The following is a 17,742-nucleotide window of genomic DNA, read 5'->3' as shown; positions in this document are numbered from 1 at the left end:
AAGGACGACGCTGTTGTTTAAAAAGACTTCAAGCCAATGACCGCTACGTCCGCATTGCATACATTGGGCGTTATTAACTGAATGCCCGCATCGAGCCCAGAACGGAAGTTTTGGCGACCCTGGCTATTCCCTCAAATTCGCTGACAAGAAACTCAACCTCTCTTACGCAATATCTGTATGATATGTTGGATCAACTTTTCCAACTGCAGAACGCTAGTCTGAGATGAACCCAGTTGAAACCAAGTACGCCAAAAGCGGGGATACTCACATCGCTTACCAGGTGGTCGGTGAAGGTGACTTAGATGTAGTTTATGTGCCTGGTTGGGTTTCTCATGTGGAGCTTTGCTGGGAGGAACCGACGCTAAACCGTTTCTTGTCCAGAATTGCGTCGTTTGCGAGATTGATCCTTTTTGACAAGCGTGGAACTGGCCTTTCAGACAGGGTTTCAAACGATCAACTGCCTACGCTTGAAGAACGCGCTGACGATTTGCTTGCGGTTATGGATGCTGCAAACTCGTCGCGCGCGGCACTGATCGGTTTTTCAGAAGGTGGCAACCTAGCCGCTTTCTTTGCCGCATCACACCCTGAACGAACATCTGCGCTTGTTATGTTTGGCGCATTCGGCAAGCGCATATGGAGCCCGGAATATCCCTGGGCGCCCACTCCTGAAGAACGTCAAAAGGACTATGAGTTCGTCGAACGAGAGTGGGGTAACTTGATGGACTTGGAGCACTATGCGCCCAGCAAGGCCAATGATGAGGCATTTATGCGACGGACATGCGCATACCTAAGGAGAAGCGCCAGTCCCGGTGCGGCTGTGACTCTTCTTAAGATGAATACCGAGATAGATTTGACCAATGTTCTCCCCGCCGTCCACGTGCCAACTCTCGTGTTGCACCGCACTGGTGATCGAGACGCGCATATAGAAGAAGGGCGTTGGATTGCAGATCGGATTTCAGGCGCCCAGTTCAAGGAGCTGCCCGGGGAAGATCATTTTCCCTGGGTTGGAGACTCCGAAAGGATCATTGAAGAAATTCAGGCCTACGTCACCGGTGAGAAACCCCTCCTTCCGAGCGAACGAGTTTTGGCGACTATTTTGTTTACCGATATTGTTGGATCTACGGATCTTGCCCATCAATTGGGTGATGCTGCGTGGAAAGACCTGCTTAACCAACATGACCAACTGTGTGCTCAAGCCATCACTGAGCATAATGGGCGACTGGTAAAAGGAACCGGTGACGGACTGCTTGCAACCTTTGATGGTCCTGGCAGGGGCATATCATGCGGAAAGAAAATCGTTTCCATCGCTCGTGATTTGGGGCTTTCTGTCCGCTGTGGCTTGCATACAGGGGAATGTGAGCTTCGCGGCGACGAAATAGCAGGTGTGGCTGTCCATCTAGCCGCCCGCGTATCAGCACTAGCAGAAGCCGATCAATTGCTCGTCTCCAGAACCGTGCGAGACTTGGTTGCCGGCTCAGGCCATAACCTGAGGGATGAGGGCGAACATCTGCTTAAGGGGTTTTCGGAGAAGTGGTCGATCTATTCGGTTCATCTCTAGACATACGGTTTTTTGCAAACTTTCGAAGTATTCAGAGCCGCAGCGAACGCCGCCTTCGTCCCGCAACTCAGTCATTCGCCAATTTCTGGCTAGCGTCTGGTTTTCATGAAAGCGGTCGCCCAAATCAAAAATCGGAAATTTCAGACAAGCAACGGCCGCTTAGCGCGCGACAGCAGTCATCTGACAAAATGACTCGGATGACTGCCTTGAGGCCCAAAGCGGCCTTCAGAGCAACCGTCGCCAATGCCTGCTATTCTACTCTGCATTGTCGAAAGTCATCCGGAAAACCTCAACTGGTTCGCGGATACCTTTGAGCGTGACCTCTCCTGCTGAAACCGACGGGAATTCCTCTTCCACGGCGATCGCCGCGCGGGTGCTGAGCAGTATCTCACCGTCCTCGGCCATATCGCAGAGACGTGCCGCCACGTTGATCGCAGTGCCCGAGGCGGTGTAGTCTGATCGATCTTCATACCCGACCATGCCTACAGTTGCATATCCGAGCGATACGCCCACGCCAAACCCAAGTCTATGACCAAGCCGCTTCCATTGCTTGGACAACTCAACCATTTTAGCGCGCATCGCGACCGCGAGCCTAACCGCGTCACCGGCAGGGTCCTCGCAGGGCAACGGGTCGTTAAACAGCACCATAATCCCGTCGCCCATGCGGTGGTCGACGCCCGCTCCATGCGCGTTGATCAGCTTCCCCATTTCCTCGTGATAGGTCTGCAACACCTCGATGGTTTCTTCGGGTTCCGCAGTTTCGCAAAATGCCGTGAACCCACGAATGTCACAAAAAATAACACCCAAAAGGGAGCGATGGCTTTTCAACAAGGCCTCAGAGCCTGAGGAGATCACCGTGTCGGCGACAGCGTTTGGAAGAAAGCGTTTAAGACGGCTCATTCGCTCAATCTCGCCTACCTGTTCCTCGACGCGGTCTCCAAGTTCTGCATTCAGCTTTTCCAAGGCTCTAAACTGTCGCGCGTTTTCGATGGCGATGACGGCTTCGGTGGCAAAGTTATCGACCAAAAGCAGGTCGTCAGGTGCGAATTTGCCGACCTCTCGTCGCAGCAGAACCAGATTGCCAAGAGATTTCCCCTGCGAAACAAGCGGGACGAACACACGCGACAGGATACCATCGACGTCCACCAATTTTATCGCATCCGCATGCCTGGATTTGTAGAACTCCGTCTCGCGTATATCAGGTTCTTCGACGATCCGACGCGTTTTGACGCTTTTGTAAGGTGCAAATTCTCGGCCGACTTGAAAGACGTTGCCGACCTTCATCATAGTAGTCGCTTCCCCCGTGGCAGCAGCAATTTTCCATTCGGTATGGTCCTCATTGATCAAAACCACAAAGGTCATCGGAGCACTACACAACCGCGCTGCGTTTTCTACGATTGTCTGAAAAACTGGCGTCTCATCGTCGCGGCTTTGGCTTATGACAGTCAGGATTTCCCGCGTCGCGGCCTCACGGTCACGCGCTCGAACAAGTTCGGCTCGAAGGGTTTGTTCATAAGCGTTGTCCTGTGAGTCCGGCACAATTTGCCCTCGGTTCCTGATCACATTTCAACATGGATATCACACAAGGCTTGCGAGACCAGAGAATTGCAGAGCGGACGCCAGGCGGAGGCAGGTTTGTCCGCAAAGTAGAAGTTCAAGCAAGTTGCAGCGAAAGACCGCTGCCGTTCAATGCAGACCTTCGGGCGAAATTTCTCGGAATGACCACCATCAATGACCGCTTTCCGTTCCTAAGCCGTCATCTGACTGAAAGACTCATATGACTGCCTTGAGCCCACAGCAGACCTTTATGATTGAGCAAAGTCGCTCTAACTTTCGAAACCAAACCGAGCCACTGCATTTGCGAGCCCGGTTTGATCCATACTAGCGGCGGAGGCATTACCTGAGTCTAAGCATCTGCCCATGATTTGTTAGTGATCAACCAGCCGCCAGCAGACTTCACCAGCATGAAGACCTCGTCGCAGTCGCCGCCCATAAATCCAAGTTCACGGCACTGCACGACAGCAACATTGCCGAACACACGAATGTCGTCAATCTCCATACGATGGTCGGGCCCTGTTTGACCGGGCTGTAGTTCCGATGAAGCCCAATCGAACAGGCCTTGGATCGGTGCTTCACAAAGGTCGGGTCCAAAGTCACCGAAGAAGTTAGCGTGTTCGTGGAAAGCACTCTTAAGCAGAGCAACATCGGCGGTTTTCATACCTTCAAAATAGCGGCCAATTGCTCCGCGGATGGCATCTTTGTCGTTCTGTAGCATGGTTGTTTACTCCTCATGTCGACCATGAGTACCATGTTGAGAATCGAACGTCGGAAAATCGTCGGAACGCAGTCGGAGCCGCTAGCTCCTCAATCGGGTAACCCAAGGCCAACCAAGGATGCTCTAAAACGGTTGGTGATTGAAGCGTCGCAAAAAGGAAGCGCATTGAGACAGCGACTGACCTCGAAATGTGGGGCAAGAGCCAGTAGTTTGTTCCGCGCATCTGCAGCTTTCTTAGCCTGACCGTCCTCGGCTAATGCAGCAGCCATGAAGGCAAGGCTCTGGTCGTTGGGTTGTGTCATTTGCGCGAGTTCGTTCGCTGCTTCGACACAATCGCCCTGTGCATAAAGGGCCATACCAATGCCCCAAGTGTACCAATCGGGATAAAACGGATTGAGACGCGTTGCTTGACGAAGCTTATCGAGAGCTTCGGTCGTCCGCCCTGTAAAGACTAGGGGCCAGGCCATGTTCGCCATCGCATCGGAATTATTTGGATTCAGGTCCAAAGCGCGCTGAAAGCCAGACAATGCCTGTTCATTGTCACCGGCGGCTAAGTAGGCCGCACCTAATGCCCAGTGCGCGAAGTCCAAGTCAGGGTCAAGCTCGACGGCTTTTTGGGCGGCTCGGAAAGTCTCATCTAATGCAGCCTCGATCTCATCCGTCCAACCCATGTAAACCTCGAAAAACCACGTCCATGCCAGCCAGCCATATGCCGCCGCCATCGTCGGGCTGATCGATATCGCGCGTTCAAATAACGAACGAGCGGTGCGCATGTCATCTTTCAAAAAGTGTTCTTTTAGGGCCATACCTTGCATCAATAGGTCGTAGGCCGTCAGATCAACTTCGGACTTCGACCGAGCCCTTCGCAATTCAGTTCGTTGTATGACGCCTTTGTAGCCACGTAGCGTTGCAACAATGCGAGCGACTATCTCATCTTGTATCTCTAGCATCTCGGGTCGTTCGCAATCGTAGGTCTCACTCCAGACAAGGGCGCCGCGGACGCCATCGACTAATTGGACATCAAGGCGCAATCGTGCGGGATCCATGCGCACGCGTCCCTCAACCAGATACCGAACGCCAAGTTCGTTGGCGACTTCCGCCGGTTTGACTGGAAGAGAACGATACTGAGATGTTGATGCTGTCGAGATCACAAAGAGTGATCGGTCGCGCGATAGGCCGCTTGCAATCGTCTCAAACAATCCCTCAACAATGTGGCTGTGTCGCGCCTCGCTGGTTCTGTCAACGAACGGCATGACTGCAATCGAAGGCACTGAAGGCCGCTCCAATTTCTCTCGCGGCAGTAGCCTTTCTCCTCGTCGGATATGTTCATTCAGCTCCAATGTCAGATCGTCAGGCTGCGCGTCTAGCTCTTGGAGCAGAAGGTTTTGTAGGTCATCAAAGTCCTTAAGCGCATCGGGACGTCGACCAAGCGCCACTTTCGCTCTCATAGACAAGCGGTGCGCCGGTTCGTCGAGCGGGTCTATCGCGATAAGTTCTGTCACGATTTCGAGTGCGCGCTCGCCGTTTCCTTCGGCCAGAGCGGTTTCTGCAGCATCCATTGCTTTGGCTGATGCAGCTTTGGTCAGTCGCACTCGCGTCTCAGAAGTCCAATCATCAAAAGCGATCGATCCGATTTCCAAGCCCGAGAGAAACGCCGCCGCCTGAGCGGGAGTCAAATCGCTCACTATGTCGGACTCGACGGTATCAGGATCGACGCACAGATGGTTGCGATGGACCTCCAGTACCTTGCTCGCATTTGATCCGAGCGCCTTTTTGACCTCGTAGATGGTGCCCCTTAGCGCTGTTTTGGCAGAGCTCGGGCCGCGGTCTCCCCATAGCAAATCTGCCAATGCATCGCGGGGAATACGTTCTCCGGGCCTGACTACAAGATACGTAAGAAGCGCTAATCCGCGCTTTGTCGGAAAGTGCACCGCCGCGCCATCCATCCGTTCGAAGGAGGGAGACCCACACAATTTTGCAGATAGAAATCTCTCAGGCACCTACTTTGATCCTTGCCGCTTAGGCAATTGATGATCGCCTCTTCATTTCATTTTGGCAAATTAGCGATCAGGTTTTGATTATATTTTCAAAGAACGGGGGGGGTACGTTGGCATGCGTGGTGCTTGGTAGAACGCAGCCATTGATCATTTCATGTGGATCACTTGTGCCTTTCACAAAGGTTGCATCGGGCACATTTACCCTTCTGAACTGCCTATCAAGCCTTGCGTTAGACTGTCGCTTGGTCCGCAACTCGGTCACAGCCCAAATTTTGACGAACGTCCGCTATTTGGTTTGAAGATGCAGTTGAAAATATGCTTGTTTTCAGGTCTTGCCCCCAGAGTACACAAAAATTGTGTCGTAAACGAACCGAGCCGCTGCCTATTTAACCGCGAAGCTGCAATATCTTGCTTTCGGTCTGGGTTACGAAATCGGCCCATTTCTGCATGAGGACGCGTCGCTTATCCAGCAGATCTGAGCGCGCATAGGACCGCTCCACCTTATTGCCGATGGCATGGGCTAAGGCCGTTTCCGCGGTTTCGAAACTTGCCGTTTCATTGTCCTGAATCCACATCCTGAACGACGACCGGAAACCGTGTATGCGACCCATTTCATTCAGGTGGTTCAGTATCTTCGCCATGGCAACGTCGCTGACGCCTTTGTTCGTCCTCGGGCTTGGAAACAGGAAGTCATTGCGCCGTAGTTCGCGGCATATCTCAACCACGTTCATGGCCTCGGTCGATAGAGGGATACGGAAATCCTGCACTTTGCCTCGTTCGCCTTTCATCCTCTCTTTCGGCACCGTCCACACGTCGCCGTCAATCTCATCGAATCGAGCCCCGCGCACTGGCATCCCGCGCGCCGCCGTCAGGATCGTGAAACGCAGAGCCAGGTAAGAGGGGTGATGTTGATCCAGCCGCGAATACAGATCAGGGATCTCTTGCCAAGGCGTTGCGGGCAGGGGCTTTTGAACGCGTTCGACATAACCCAACATATGACGGGCCGCGTCACAGATGAACGGTTCCGCCTCATAGCCCATCAACTTTGCCTGCCGCAGAACCATGCGAGTGCGGTACATCGCCTTGTCGGCAGTCTCGTGCTTGGTGCGCCAGATCGGTTTCAAGGCATCGTGAATATCGCGCTGGTGCAGGGTGCTGATTCTGCAATTGCCGATCTTGGGGATTACGTGGTTCTTGAGCGGCGAAAACCACATGCCTCGCTTGCCATCGCCGCGCAGACGCTCCTTGCGCCCATCGAACACCAGTTGTGCCATTTCCTCAAACGTAGGGTCGTTCTGGCTGTTTTCTTCCTCTAAGCGCCTACGCTCACGCTCCGCAATCGGATCTTCGCCGCGTTCCGCGAAGGCGGCCCACTTAGATCGTTCTTTACGTGCATCAGACAGGGACATGTCAGGGTAAGAGCCCAAGCCCATATCTCGCCGCTTTCCGTTGATCTGGAAACGGAATGTCCAGCGCCCGCCGCTCTGCGACCGCTTTAGGGATAGGCCGCCGCCATCCTGCACGACGCTGCCTGGAGGTGCGTTCTTTACTTGAATCGCGGAAAGTCGGTTATTTCCTCTTGCCATATCTGCCCCACATTCTGCCCCACACTTGCGGTGGATTGATTTGCAACATGTTGACACAAGTTGCTACAAGCCAAATTCGCAAAATGCAACATGGACAAGGATGTAAGTTCGATTTGCAACATGTTGCAACAGCAACATGGTGCGCGCTACCCGCTCCAGAGCACGCCACGGCCATGCGGAGTCTAACGGATCTGGTTTTCCTTTGCCCCGGTCAAAGAATCTCGCGCAACCAAGCGGGTGGACAGTTCAACGGAACGTCCGGGCGCGCTTGTTTCAATCATATGTATCAATTCCAATGCTGCTTTTTGACCCATTTTACGATGGGGGACATGAACCGTTGTCAAAGTAGGTGAAACTATACAGGCCAATTCGATGTCATCGAACCCGGTGATCGAGATTTCGTCAGGCACGCTCAGTCCCATCTCTTGCGCTTGGCGCATTGCGCCCACGGCCAGAACATCATTGCCACACAGAACCGCCGTCGGGGCAGGGGTTTGAGACATGAGATTCTTTAAAGCGTCGGCACCGCTTTCGATTTCATAAGTGGTTTCCACTACGATCAGGTCGTCTGGCAGCAGTCCGCTTTCCGCCATCGCGTCTTTGATGCCCGCGATTCTCAACCGAGCACGGTCGTTGCCTTTGCTGATGCCTGAAATCGTGGCGAGACGTCGATGCCCAAGCGCGATAACTTGTTGCGCCAAGGTTTTCATGGCTTGCCGGTTGTCGAATCCTACCGAAGGTGTGCGGTTGCTTGGGTTGAAAGACCAAGCAACCAGCGCTGGTATCTTTTGCCGTTCCAGATAGTCATAGATCCGTTCTTCACGGTCATGACCGATCAGCAAAAGCCCGTCAGCGCCGCGCGCAACCAGAGTTCTGATCTGCTCTTCCTCGGCTTCGGGTTTGTAGGCAGAGCTTGAGACAAGCAGCGTGTAACCGCGTTTGTGAATCTCTTCTTGAAACGCCTGCAAACCGCGCGCAAAAATGGAGTTTTCCATCGTTGGAATGATTGCACCGATTGTGAAAGACCGCTTTGCCGCCATCACTCGGGCTGCAAAGTTTGGCGTATATCCCAGTTCATCAACCGCGCACAAAACACGCTGGCGCGTCGTTTCAACAACGCGTTGCGGATTGTTCAGACAGCGCGACACCGTGGCGGTGGAAACACCCGCCGCCTTGGCAACGTCATCCAGCGTCGGTGCGGATCGGTGCTTTGACATTTTCAAACTCTTAGTTCCGTTTGCCCTAAGTTATGCGTTTTTTGGGTGTGATGAAAGTGGTTATGTAAGCGCTTGCATTTATCATGTAAGCGCTTACAAATGAATTTGAGAGCCGATTCTATTGGGAGCCCCGAATATGTTTGTCGCTGCATCTGCTGTCGTTTTTGCGATCTACTTCGCCAACGTCGCCCTTGGTGCCTATGCGAACAGCGCGTTTCTTGGGGACGTTGGAGAGATGTTGGTTCTGTTCGCGGCGTCGATCTTGTTCGTTGTCGCAATTCTGAAAAAGGAAGCTGACCGCGACGCAACAAACGGTAGCTGAATTTTTGCTTGGGAGGGCAATTCATGAACAACGACAAGACCGAACTGGCGTCAGCCGAACGCCGTAATTTTCTTAAGCTGAGCGCAAGTGGTGCGTTCACAGCTGCCTTGGTAGCCGGGGCAGGCGGGGTGTTGTGGTCGTCCGAGGCCGCAGCGCAGACCGCTAAGGAAGAGCGCGAGCGCGAGCAAGCTGCAGACCATGTGATGACGGTCGCCACGGCCTACGTTCTGGGCGCCTCACGCAGCTATCCAATCATGCAGCTGGACCTGAAAGAGAACATCCAGAACGCCACTAATGGCAAAGTCTATGTCAAACTGGCACCGGGCGGGCAGTTGGGTGCTGGCGGGTCCCTCGTTCAGAAAGTGCAGGGCGGGACCATTCAGGCGGCGCAGCATTCGCTTTCGAACTTCGCGCCTTTTGCGTCGACTGTTGACCTGATCAACATGCCTTATCTGTGCGGTTCGAACCAGCGTTTTACCAATCTTGTCCATTCTGACACGTGGAAGAACGAAGTTCATCCCAAGGTCGAAGCTGCGGGCTTCAAGGCCCTGTTCTACGTTAACATTGACCCGCGTGTTGTCGCGGTTCGGCAGGGTGGCAATGCGGTCATCACGCCGGGCGATATGAGTGGCATAAAGTTCCGCGTTCCCGGCTCTAAGATGCTCCAGCAGTATTACCGTATGGTTGGTGCCAACCCGACGCCTGTTGCCTGGGGTGAGACGCCTTCGGCCATCAAGCAGGGTGTCGCGGATGCGCTTGACCCCTCGGTCGGGGCGCTGTTTGTCTTTGGCTTCAAGGACATCCTGAGCCATGTAACCTTCACACAGGCGGTTCCGGACAGTCAGGTTTATTCCTGTAACCTCGAGTGGTTCAACTCGATGCCCGCTGATGTTCAGGAAGGCATCATGTGGGGGTCTGAAATGACTGCGCATCAGAACCTCTCCAAAGTTCCGTCAGCACGTGCATACGCCATGGCCGAGTTGAACAAGGCAGGCGTCCAATTTCACTCGCTCAGCGAAGACCAACTGGCCGAATGGCAGGATGCGGGCGGCTATCAGAACGCCGATTGGGATCCGTTCAAGACCGAACTGGCCGGGTCGATGGAAAACTTCGAAAAGCTGGTCGAAGCCGCCGGAACGCAGGGCAAATACTACGTTCACGACGCCTAAGGCGCTATCCGTGGACGCCATCCGGGCGTCCACGATTGTTTTCTGCAGTCAGCCCGTTATCGGCCCGCCACGGCGGGCGAGGGTCTGGCTGTGCTGTCGCCGGAGGATCAGATGGCCATTCTTCATAACATAGACCGAAACGCAGAGCGCTGGTTGCTGCTGGTGTTCTACGTGATGCTGGTGATCACCATGGCGATCGAAGTGCTGCGGCGTGAGATCTTCGCTTACTCCTCGATCTGGGGCGAAGAGATCGTACGCTATTCCTTCATCTACCTCGCCTGGATCGGGGCCGCCGCTGCGGTCAAGGAACGTGCGCATATCCGCATTGATGTCATCATGCATTACCTTGGACCGCGCCCCAAGGCGTTACTGTATATTTTCGGCGATCTGGTGATGTTCGTCGTGGCCGTGATCGCGCTCTATTGGTCTTACGAGGCGGTTCATGTCTCGGCCAAATTCGGCTCGGTGACGGATGGTCTGCGGGTTTCCAAAGTCTGGTTCCTCATGGCCGTTCCAACTGGGTTTGCGCTGATGATCTGGCGGCTGATCCAATCCCTGATACGCGATCTGAAATGTCTGCGAGACGGCACCCCCGTCTTCGAAGGCGACAAGCTGTTTGACTGAGGAGAAATTGAATGCTTTGGAATTCCCTCAATCAAACCGTTGAACTCGGCTGGGATTTCTATGTCCCTGTAATTCTTTTCGTTGCTTTGATCGCCATGGCCGTGCCTGTATGGGCCGCTATTGGGTCGGCAGCTATTGTAATGCTGATCATGTCTGGCGACTTGCCGCTAAGCTTGGTGGGCGAAAGCCTTTTCACCGGTATCGATGCATTCGCGCTGACCGCTGTGCCCCTGTTCATCCTGACCGGAGACGTTCTGGTTCGTACAGGATTGTCGCGCAAGTTTCTGGACGTGGCCGAGGCGCTGACCTGCTTCGCCAAGGGCGGGTTCGGCTCGGCCACCGTGCTTGTCTGCGGCATGTTCGCGGCGATCTCGGGTTCGGACGCGGCGGGCGCTGCTGCCGTGGGCCGGATGACCATCAACCGTCTGGTCGAAAGCGGGTATCCGCGCCCTTATGCCTGTGCACTAGTGGCCGCCGGGGCCTGTACCGGCATTCTGATCCCACCCTCTATCGCATACATCATCATCGGCCTTGTTCTGGGTATTTCCGCCTCGACACTGTTTCTGGCCGCTCTGATCCCAGGACTGGCCATTCTGGTATCGATCCTGATCACCAACATCATCATGAATCGTCTATACGCCTATGAGGGCGGCGGCATAATGACTATGGGTGAATGGTTGTCCAACTTGGGCAAAGCCCTTAAATCAGGCTGGTACGCTTTCATCGTGCCGGGCATCATTTTCTACGGCATCTTTTCGGGCCGACTGACGCCGACCGAGGCCGGTGCGACCGCCGTGGTGGTCACCATCATCATGGGGTTTATTCTGCGCACGCTGACGCTGGCTGACTTCCCGTCCATGTTGGTCAGCTCGGCGAAAGTGAACGGGGTGATCCTGCCCATCATCGCTTTTTCCGCGCCGTTGGCCGAAGCGCTGGCAATCATGGGCGTGCCCCAGGGGTTCGTGGCCTCGGTAACGTCGCTGACGGATGATCCTTATCTGCTGATCCTGTTGATGATCGGCATTCTGATCGCTGCGGGGTGCGTGATGGAAACGACGCCCAACATCGTGATCCTGGCACCGATCCTGAAACCCTTGGCCGACAATATCGGTATGAACGAGATCCAGTTCTGCATCATGATGATCACCGCGCTGGGTGTTGGTTTCATCACGCCACCGCTGGGTCTGAACCTGTTCGTTGTGTCTGGCATTACCGGCGAGTCGATTCTGAAGATTGCCGCCCGGGCCGTGCCTTTCGTATTGACTATGCTGATCGTGGTGCTCTTGATCGCCTACGTACCAGCTGTCTCGACCACCTTGCTTCCTGAAATCTACCAATAGGACCTTTGCAACATGCCCCGTGACTATCTGAAAAAGGCAACCCTGACGGCGCAGTCTCATGCGACCGAGGTGCATGATACGGTCAAGACAATCCTGTCTGATATCGAGACCGGAGGCGACGCCAAGGCATTGGAATACGCCGCCAAATTCGACAAGTTCGACGGAAATGTCCTGATGACCCAGGACGAAATCGACGCGGCCATAGCGTTGGTGCCCGAGAAACTAAAAGCCGATATCCGCTTTGCCCATGACAATGTGCGTCGCTTTGCCGAAACACAAAAGGCCACTGTGTCGGACGTTCAGACCGAGATCGTGCCCGGAGTTGTGGCGGGACAAAAGGCCATACCCGTAGATGCGGCAGGGTGCTACGTGCCCGGCGGGCGCTACAGCCATATCGCCAGTGCGATCATGACTGTAACCACGGCCAAGGTTGCCGGGTGCCGCCACATCACCGCCTGCTCTCCGCCCCGTCCGGGCGAAGGGGTCGCGCCAGCGATCGTCTATGCGGCCCATATTTGCGGGGCCGACAGTATTCTGGCGATGGGCGGCGTGCAGGGCGTGGCCGCAATGACCTATGGTCTATTCGGCCTTCCACGCGCAAACATCCTTGTTGGGCCGGGCAACCAGTTCGTGGCCGAGGCCAAGCGCATTCTTTACGGCAAAGTCGGTATCGATATGATCGCAGGACCAACTGACTCCCTGATTCTGGCCGATAGCAGCGCAGATGCACATGTGGTCGCCACAGACTTGGTCAGTCAGGCCGAGCATGGGTATAACTCTCCGGTTTGGCTGGTGACGGATGATCGTGCTCTGGCTCAGAAAGTCATGGACCTGGTGCCGCAGCTGATCGACGATTTGCCCGAATTGAATAAGGAAAACGCTGCAGCCGCGTGGAGGGACTATGCAGAAGTCATCGTCTGCGATAATCGCGAAGACATGGCTGCGTGTTCCGATGAATACGCCCCCGAACACCTGACCGTGCAGGCCGAGGATCTGGATTGGTGGCTGGACCGGCTGACTTGTTATGGTTCGCTGTTTTTGGGTGAGGAAACTACTGTATCCTACGGCGACAAAGCCACCGGAACCAATCATGTTCTGCCGACCTCTGGCGCGGCCAGCTATACCGGTGGTCTGAGTGTCCACAAATATATGAAGATCGTGACGTGGCAGCGGGCAACACGCGAAGGGTCCAAGCCCATTGCCGTCGCCACCGCGCGGATTTCTCGGTTGGAAGGGATGGAAGGGCATGCACGCGCCGCAGATGTGCGTTTGGCCAAGTATTTCCCGGATGAGCAGTTCGATCTGACCGCAGATGGATGACCCGCGCGCCTTGTTTGACCTGACGGGCAGGGTGGCTTGTGTCACCGGCGCAAGCTCGGGGCTGGGGCGGCAAGCGGCACACGCGCTTGCAGCCGCAGGCGCGCAGGTTGTTGGCGTGGCTCGACGCCAAGATGCGTTGGCGCAGCTGCAAGTCGAGATTGGGTCTCGGGCCGCTTCGGTGGAAGCCGATGTTGCTGATCGTGACGGAATTGAGCACGTGGCGGAAGCCGTCAGCGCCAAGTTCGGCGCGCCCGACATCTTGGTTCATGCGGCTGGGCTAAACACGCGTGAGGTCGCCGATGATGTGACACCAGAAGGGTGGGACGCCACGCTGGCGGTGAACCTCAGCGCACCTTTTTTTCTAAGTCAGGCCATGGTGCCTGCGATGAAAGAAAAGGGGTGGGGGCGCATTGTCAATTTTGCTTCGCTGCAAACAACGCGCGCGTTTCCCGGCGGTATCGCCTATGGCGCAACCAAGGCGGGGATCGGGCAATTGACCCGCGCGATGGCCGAGGCATGGTCGCCCTTTGGTATTACTGCAAATGCCATCGGACCGGGGTTCTTCCCCACAGAACTGACGCAGGCCGTGTTCGATGACCCCGAGCGTGCCAAGCGGAATGCGGCGCAAACCTGCATCGGACGCAATGGTCGGATGCAGGATATCGACGGACCGATTCTTTTCCTGTGTTCACGGGCCTCGGACTATGTGACCGGGCAGGTTTTGATGGTGGATGGGGGGTTCACAGCCAAATGAAAGCACTGGTTTACAAAGGTGTAGAGCAGATGGAGTTCGGGGATGTGCCGAATGCAGTACCCGATGCATCTGAACATCTGATCCGGATTGAAGCCGTAGGCATCTGTGGATCAGACATGCACGCGTATCTTGGCCATGATGCGCGGCGACCGGCTCCTTTGATCCTTGGCCATGAGGCCGCCGGGGTGATTGTCGAAGGTCTTCGCGCAGGAGATCGCGTGACGATCAATCCGCTGGTGAGCTGCGGTCAATGTCCAGCCTGCGTGGCAGGTCGTGAAAATCTGTGCCCGGATCGTCAGATCATTTCAATGCCACCACGCGAAGGGGCGTTTGCGCAGTTTGTCTCGATGCCGGACAGAAATCTGGTTGTTGTACCGGATCATGTCTCGTTTGCGAAGGCCGCTTTGGCCGAACCACTGGCCGTCAGTTGGCATGCGGCGCGGCTGGCGCTGGAAGCATTGCACCCGGCGATGCCTCGTCGCGCTCTGGTCATAGGCGGCGGCGCGATTGGGCTTGCCGCCGCATTGGCCTTGCGTGCGATGGAGGTCGAAGATGTCACAATTGCAGAACCCAATGCCTTGCGCCGGACTTATCTGCAGAAGGTTGAGGACTTCAAAATCGCGGACGCTGCGATTGGAAACTTCCCGCTCGTTATCGACGCTGTGGGATATGCGGCAACACGATCCGTCGCATCAGCCGTCGCGGACCCCGGCGGCGTGATCGCGCATGTAGGTCTTGGCGAAGACACCGGCGGTCTGGACGTGCGCCGCATGACGTTGCAGGAAATAACCTTCATCGGCACATACACCTATACCGCTCGGGATTTCCGCGAGACGGCAGAAGCGATCTTTGACGGACGGCTGGGCGCGTTGGACTGGGCTGAGGAACGCGCCTTGGCTGAAGGGGCGCAGGCATTTCGCGATATCCGCTCTGGTGCTGTGGCCGCTCCCAAGATTATCCTGAGACCCTGGGCATAGTCCCGCCAGATTTGGAGGCCTCGATGTATAAAAAAGTTCTTGTCCCTATGGCATTGGATCACGGCATATCTCAGCATACGCTGGAAGTTGCACGCGCATTGTCGGAAAACGGGGCCGACATAATCGCATTGCACGTTTACGAAATGCCACAGGGGTCTGTCAGTGCCTATCTGGATAAATCCCTTGTCGCAGAAGGTTTTGAACGTGCGCGACTGAAATTGCTTGAAAAAGTCGAGGGCCTTGAAGGGGTGAAGTCCGAAATCGTCAAAGGCCATACGGCCCGAACGATCATTGATTATGCCACAAGCCAGGGTGTCGATTGTATCGTCATTGGTTCTCACCAACCGGGGTTGAGCGACTATTTCCTAGGATCGACAGCTTCGCGCGTTGTTCGTCACGCGCCGTGCGCCGTGCATGTGCACCGCGGTTTGACTTGATTTCTGGCATTGACGGCCATTGAACTTGGAAGTTCTGCAAGGAACGACCGGCTAACGTAAGCCGGTCGTTCCAATGCATGATTACCCGCGACGCCGACGGCGACGACCGCCACCGGCTTCGGCGTCGGCACCGCCGGTATTGAAGCTTGGGTTGGGCAGCCTGACAACCTGCGCCAGTTCCGGGAATGGATCAGTTTTGTGTGGAATCGCGTTGGCCGCGACGAAGTGATCCTGGAACTTTGGTTCGATAGCGGTTTCAATTTTCGTGATCTCGCGTACGACGCGTTCAATCTCAGTCCGCGCTGCGATATTGCACAGTGCAATACGTGCGCCGGTTCCTGCGGCGTTGCCCGCGCTTGAGACTTTCTCAAGCGGCGCATCCGGTATCATGCCTAGTACCATTGCGTGTTTGGTTGAGATATGCGCCCCAAACGCGCCGGCCAAAACCACACGGTCCACACGGTCGACATCCATTTCATCCATCAGCAGGCGTGCACCGGCATAAAGAGCCGATTTTGCCAGCTGGATCGCGCGGATGTCGCCTTGGGTGACGGTGATACGCGGGCCACCTTCGGCGCTGGCATCGTGGATCAGATAGGCATGGGTTCGGCCTTCGGGGACACAGCGTGCTGTGCCAGTCTGCTCGGCCGAGCCAATCAACCCGCTTTCGTCCAGCAAGCCTGCAATGCGCATTTCGGCAACGGCTTCGATGATGCCGGAACCACAGATGCCGGTGATTCCTGTGGTTGCGATATCAAGGTCAAACCCGTCCTCATCCGACCATTTCTCGGATCCGATCACGCGAAAGCGGGGTTCTTTTGTGACTGGGTCGATCTCAATCCGCTCAATTGCGCCGGGGGCTGCGCGCTGGCCCGAGCTGATCTGAGCGCCTTCGAATGCAGGTCCGGTGGGCGACGAACAGGCCAGAACGCGGCTGGTGTTGCCCAACAGGATTTCCGCGTTGGTGCCGACGTCCACAATCAATACCAGATCTTCGGATTTGCCTGGTTCTTCTGACAACGCCACGGCGGCGCAGTCCGCGCCCACATGGCCTGCAATACAAGGAAGGATATAAACCTGCGCGCGTGGATTCATGGTCGTCAGATCCATGTCACGCGCGGGCAGGGACATGCTCTCCGAAGTTGCCAGCGCAAAAGGTGCTTGCCCAAGCTCAACCGGATCCAGCCCCAACAGCAAGTGGTGCATGACCGGGTTACAAACAAATACGGTTTCCACGATCAGGGATGCGTCGATCTCGGCCTCTTGGGCAATTGAGGTCGTCAGATCGTTGATCGCTTCGCGTACGGCCTTGGTCATTTCCTGATCGCCACCAGGATTCATCATCGAATATGAAACGCGGCTCATCAGGTCTTCGCCAAACCGGATCTGCGGGTTCATCAGACCCGAGGACGCCTTGACCTCGCCGGTTTCCAGGTCGGTCAGGTGGGCCGCAATGGTGGTCGAGCCGAGGTCGATCGCCAAGCCATAGAGCCCGCCTTCATGCAGGCCCGGCCAGATTTCGACAATTCGGGCAACGCTGTCATTGTGGCCCTTGTGAACGGCCACTGTGACCTCCCATTTGCCTTTGCGCAGAACGGGCTGAAGCTTGGACAATAGCGATAGATCGGCTGTGACAGCTTCGATCTTCCATTGTTCGCGCAGGGTACGTTCCAAACGCTCAAGATCCCCGGTGGGCGAGTGCATGTCGGGTTCTTCGACGACCACGAAATACAAGCGTGTCGCGGGATCCATGGTGATAGCACGCGCCGCCGCAGCCTTGCGTACAACTTGACGATGCACCTGGCTTTCGGGCGGGACGTCGATCACCACATCGCCTTGCACCGACGCCTGACACCCCAGACGACGACCCGGTTTCAGACCACGTTTATCGTCATAGCGCTGTTCAACCGCGTTCCACTCGCTCAGCGCGTTTTCGGATACGGTGACACCATGCTTGGGAAATTCGCCATAGCTGGGTGTGATCTGGCATTTAGAGCAGATCCCACGCCCGCCACAGACCGAATCCAGATCCACACCCAACTGGCGGGCCGCAGTGAGAATCGGGGTCCCGACGGGGAAGTGTCCGCGTTTGCCAGAAGGCGTAAAGACTACAAGAGGATCGGTGGTCATCAGTGACATACCTTTTCATATTCGCGCGTATGGGGC

General features: G+C 55.6%; 15 protein-coding genes. 9 read left to right on the top strand and 6 right to left on the bottom strand.

Translation table 11 applies throughout. The annotated features are described in order from the left end of the window. Positions 1-223 precede the first annotated feature (223 nt). Entirely contained in the window at positions 224-1,558 is a 1,335-nt protein-coding gene (locus GOV89_RS19920) for an adenylate/guanylate cyclase domain-containing protein (RefSeq protein ID WP_171175851.1), read from the top strand. A gap of 255 nt (positions 1,559-1,813) precedes the next feature. On the opposite strand, the gene GOV89_RS19915 is transcribed toward GOV89_RS19920, so the two are convergent. The 5 genes from GOV89_RS19915 to GOV89_RS19895 all read right to left on the bottom strand — a co-directional run bounded on the left by GOV89_RS19915 (position 1,814) and on the right by GOV89_RS19895 (position 8,633). Then, on the bottom strand, positions 1,814-3,097 hold the full coding sequence (locus GOV89_RS19915; protein ID WP_170756997.1) for an adenylate/guanylate cyclase domain-containing protein: 1,284 nt from the start codon (positions 3,095-3,097) through the stop codon (positions 1,814-1,816). A gap of 367 nt (positions 3,098-3,464) precedes the next feature. Then, positions 3,465-3,833, bottom strand: a complete 369-nt coding sequence (locus GOV89_RS19910; RefSeq protein ID WP_171238893.1) for a nuclear transport factor 2 family protein — start codon at positions 3,831-3,833, stop codon at positions 3,465-3,467. Positions 3,834-3,922: 89 nt separating this feature from the next. Then, a complete protein-coding gene (locus GOV89_RS19905; RefSeq protein WP_171238892.1) occupies positions 3,923-5,779 on the bottom strand; it encodes a BTAD domain-containing putative transcriptional regulator in 1,857 nt (618 codons plus the stop codon). Positions 5,780-6,216: 437 nt separating this feature from the next. Beyond that, complete coding sequence (locus GOV89_RS19900) at positions 6,217-7,416, bottom strand: integrase arm-type DNA-binding domain-containing protein (protein WP_171238891.1); 1,200 nt, start codon at positions 7,414-7,416, stop codon at positions 6,217-6,219. A 182-nt stretch (positions 7,417-7,598) separates the two neighbouring features. Continuing rightward, entirely contained in the window at positions 7,599-8,633 is a 1,035-nt protein-coding gene (locus tag GOV89_RS19895; protein WP_171238890.1) for a LacI family DNA-binding transcriptional regulator, read from the bottom strand. Between the two features lie 136 nt (positions 8,634-8,769). Here GOV89_RS19895 and GOV89_RS19890 point away from each other — a divergent pair, with 136 nt between their 5' ends. The 8 genes from GOV89_RS19890 to GOV89_RS19855 all read left to right on the top strand — a co-directional run bounded on the left by GOV89_RS19890 (position 8,770) and on the right by GOV89_RS19855 (position 15,576). Continuing rightward, on the top strand, positions 8,770-8,955 hold the full coding sequence (locus tag GOV89_RS19890; protein WP_171174115.1) for a hypothetical protein: 186 nt from the start codon (positions 8,770-8,772) through the stop codon (positions 8,953-8,955). 23 nt (positions 8,956-8,978) lie between these two features. Then, complete coding sequence (locus GOV89_RS19885; protein WP_171234234.1) at positions 8,979-10,124, top strand: TRAP transporter substrate-binding protein; 1,146 nt, start codon at positions 8,979-8,981, stop codon at positions 10,122-10,124. 111 nt (positions 10,125-10,235) lie between these two features. After that, complete coding sequence (locus GOV89_RS19880) at positions 10,236-10,748, top strand: TRAP transporter small permease (RefSeq protein WP_171174111.1); 513 nt, start codon at positions 10,236-10,238, stop codon at positions 10,746-10,748. Between the two features lie 11 nt (positions 10,749-10,759). Continuing rightward, a complete protein-coding gene (locus GOV89_RS19875) occupies positions 10,760-12,088 on the top strand; it encodes a TRAP transporter large permease (protein WP_171238889.1) in 1,329 nt (442 codons plus the stop codon). A gap of 12 nt (positions 12,089-12,100) precedes the next feature. Next, positions 12,101-13,408 carry a histidinol dehydrogenase gene (gene hisD / locus GOV89_RS19870; RefSeq protein ID WP_171174107.1) on the top strand — a complete coding sequence of 436 codons (1,308 nt, stop codon included), beginning with the start codon at positions 12,101-12,103 and terminating at the stop codon, positions 13,406-13,408. Beyond that, positions 13,401-14,162: an SDR family NAD(P)-dependent oxidoreductase gene (locus GOV89_RS19865; protein WP_171238888.1), complete on the top strand. Its 762-nt coding sequence runs from the start codon at positions 13,401-13,403 to the stop codon at positions 14,160-14,162. Before hisD ends, GOV89_RS19865 begins: the two co-directional genes overlap by 8 nt. Beyond that, complete coding sequence (locus GOV89_RS19860; RefSeq protein WP_171238887.1) at positions 14,159-15,139, top strand: zinc-binding dehydrogenase; 981 nt, start codon at positions 14,159-14,161, stop codon at positions 15,137-15,139. The genes GOV89_RS19865 and GOV89_RS19860 overlap by 4 nt, the downstream gene beginning before the upstream one ends. 23 nt (positions 15,140-15,162) lie before the next feature. Next, on the top strand, positions 15,163-15,576 hold the full coding sequence (locus GOV89_RS19855; protein ID WP_171238886.1) for a universal stress protein: 414 nt from the start codon (positions 15,163-15,165) through the stop codon (positions 15,574-15,576). An 81-nt stretch (positions 15,577-15,657) separates the two neighbouring features. Here GOV89_RS19855 and GOV89_RS19850 read toward each other — a convergent pair whose 3' ends face one another. Then, positions 15,658-17,706, bottom strand: a complete 2,049-nt coding sequence (locus GOV89_RS19850) for an ASKHA domain-containing protein (protein ID WP_171238885.1) — start codon at positions 17,704-17,706, stop codon at positions 15,658-15,660. Positions 17,707-17,742: the final 36 nt, after the last annotated feature.

Origin of the sequence: Ruegeria sp. HKCCA5763, from assembly GCF_013034545.1 — a bacterium.
Taxonomy (GTDB): Bacteria; Pseudomonadota; Alphaproteobacteria; order Rhodobacterales; family Rhodobacteraceae; genus Ruegeria.
The sequence above is the reverse complement of the archived record's forward strand: the minus strand, read 5'-3'. Positions and strand labels throughout refer to the sequence as shown.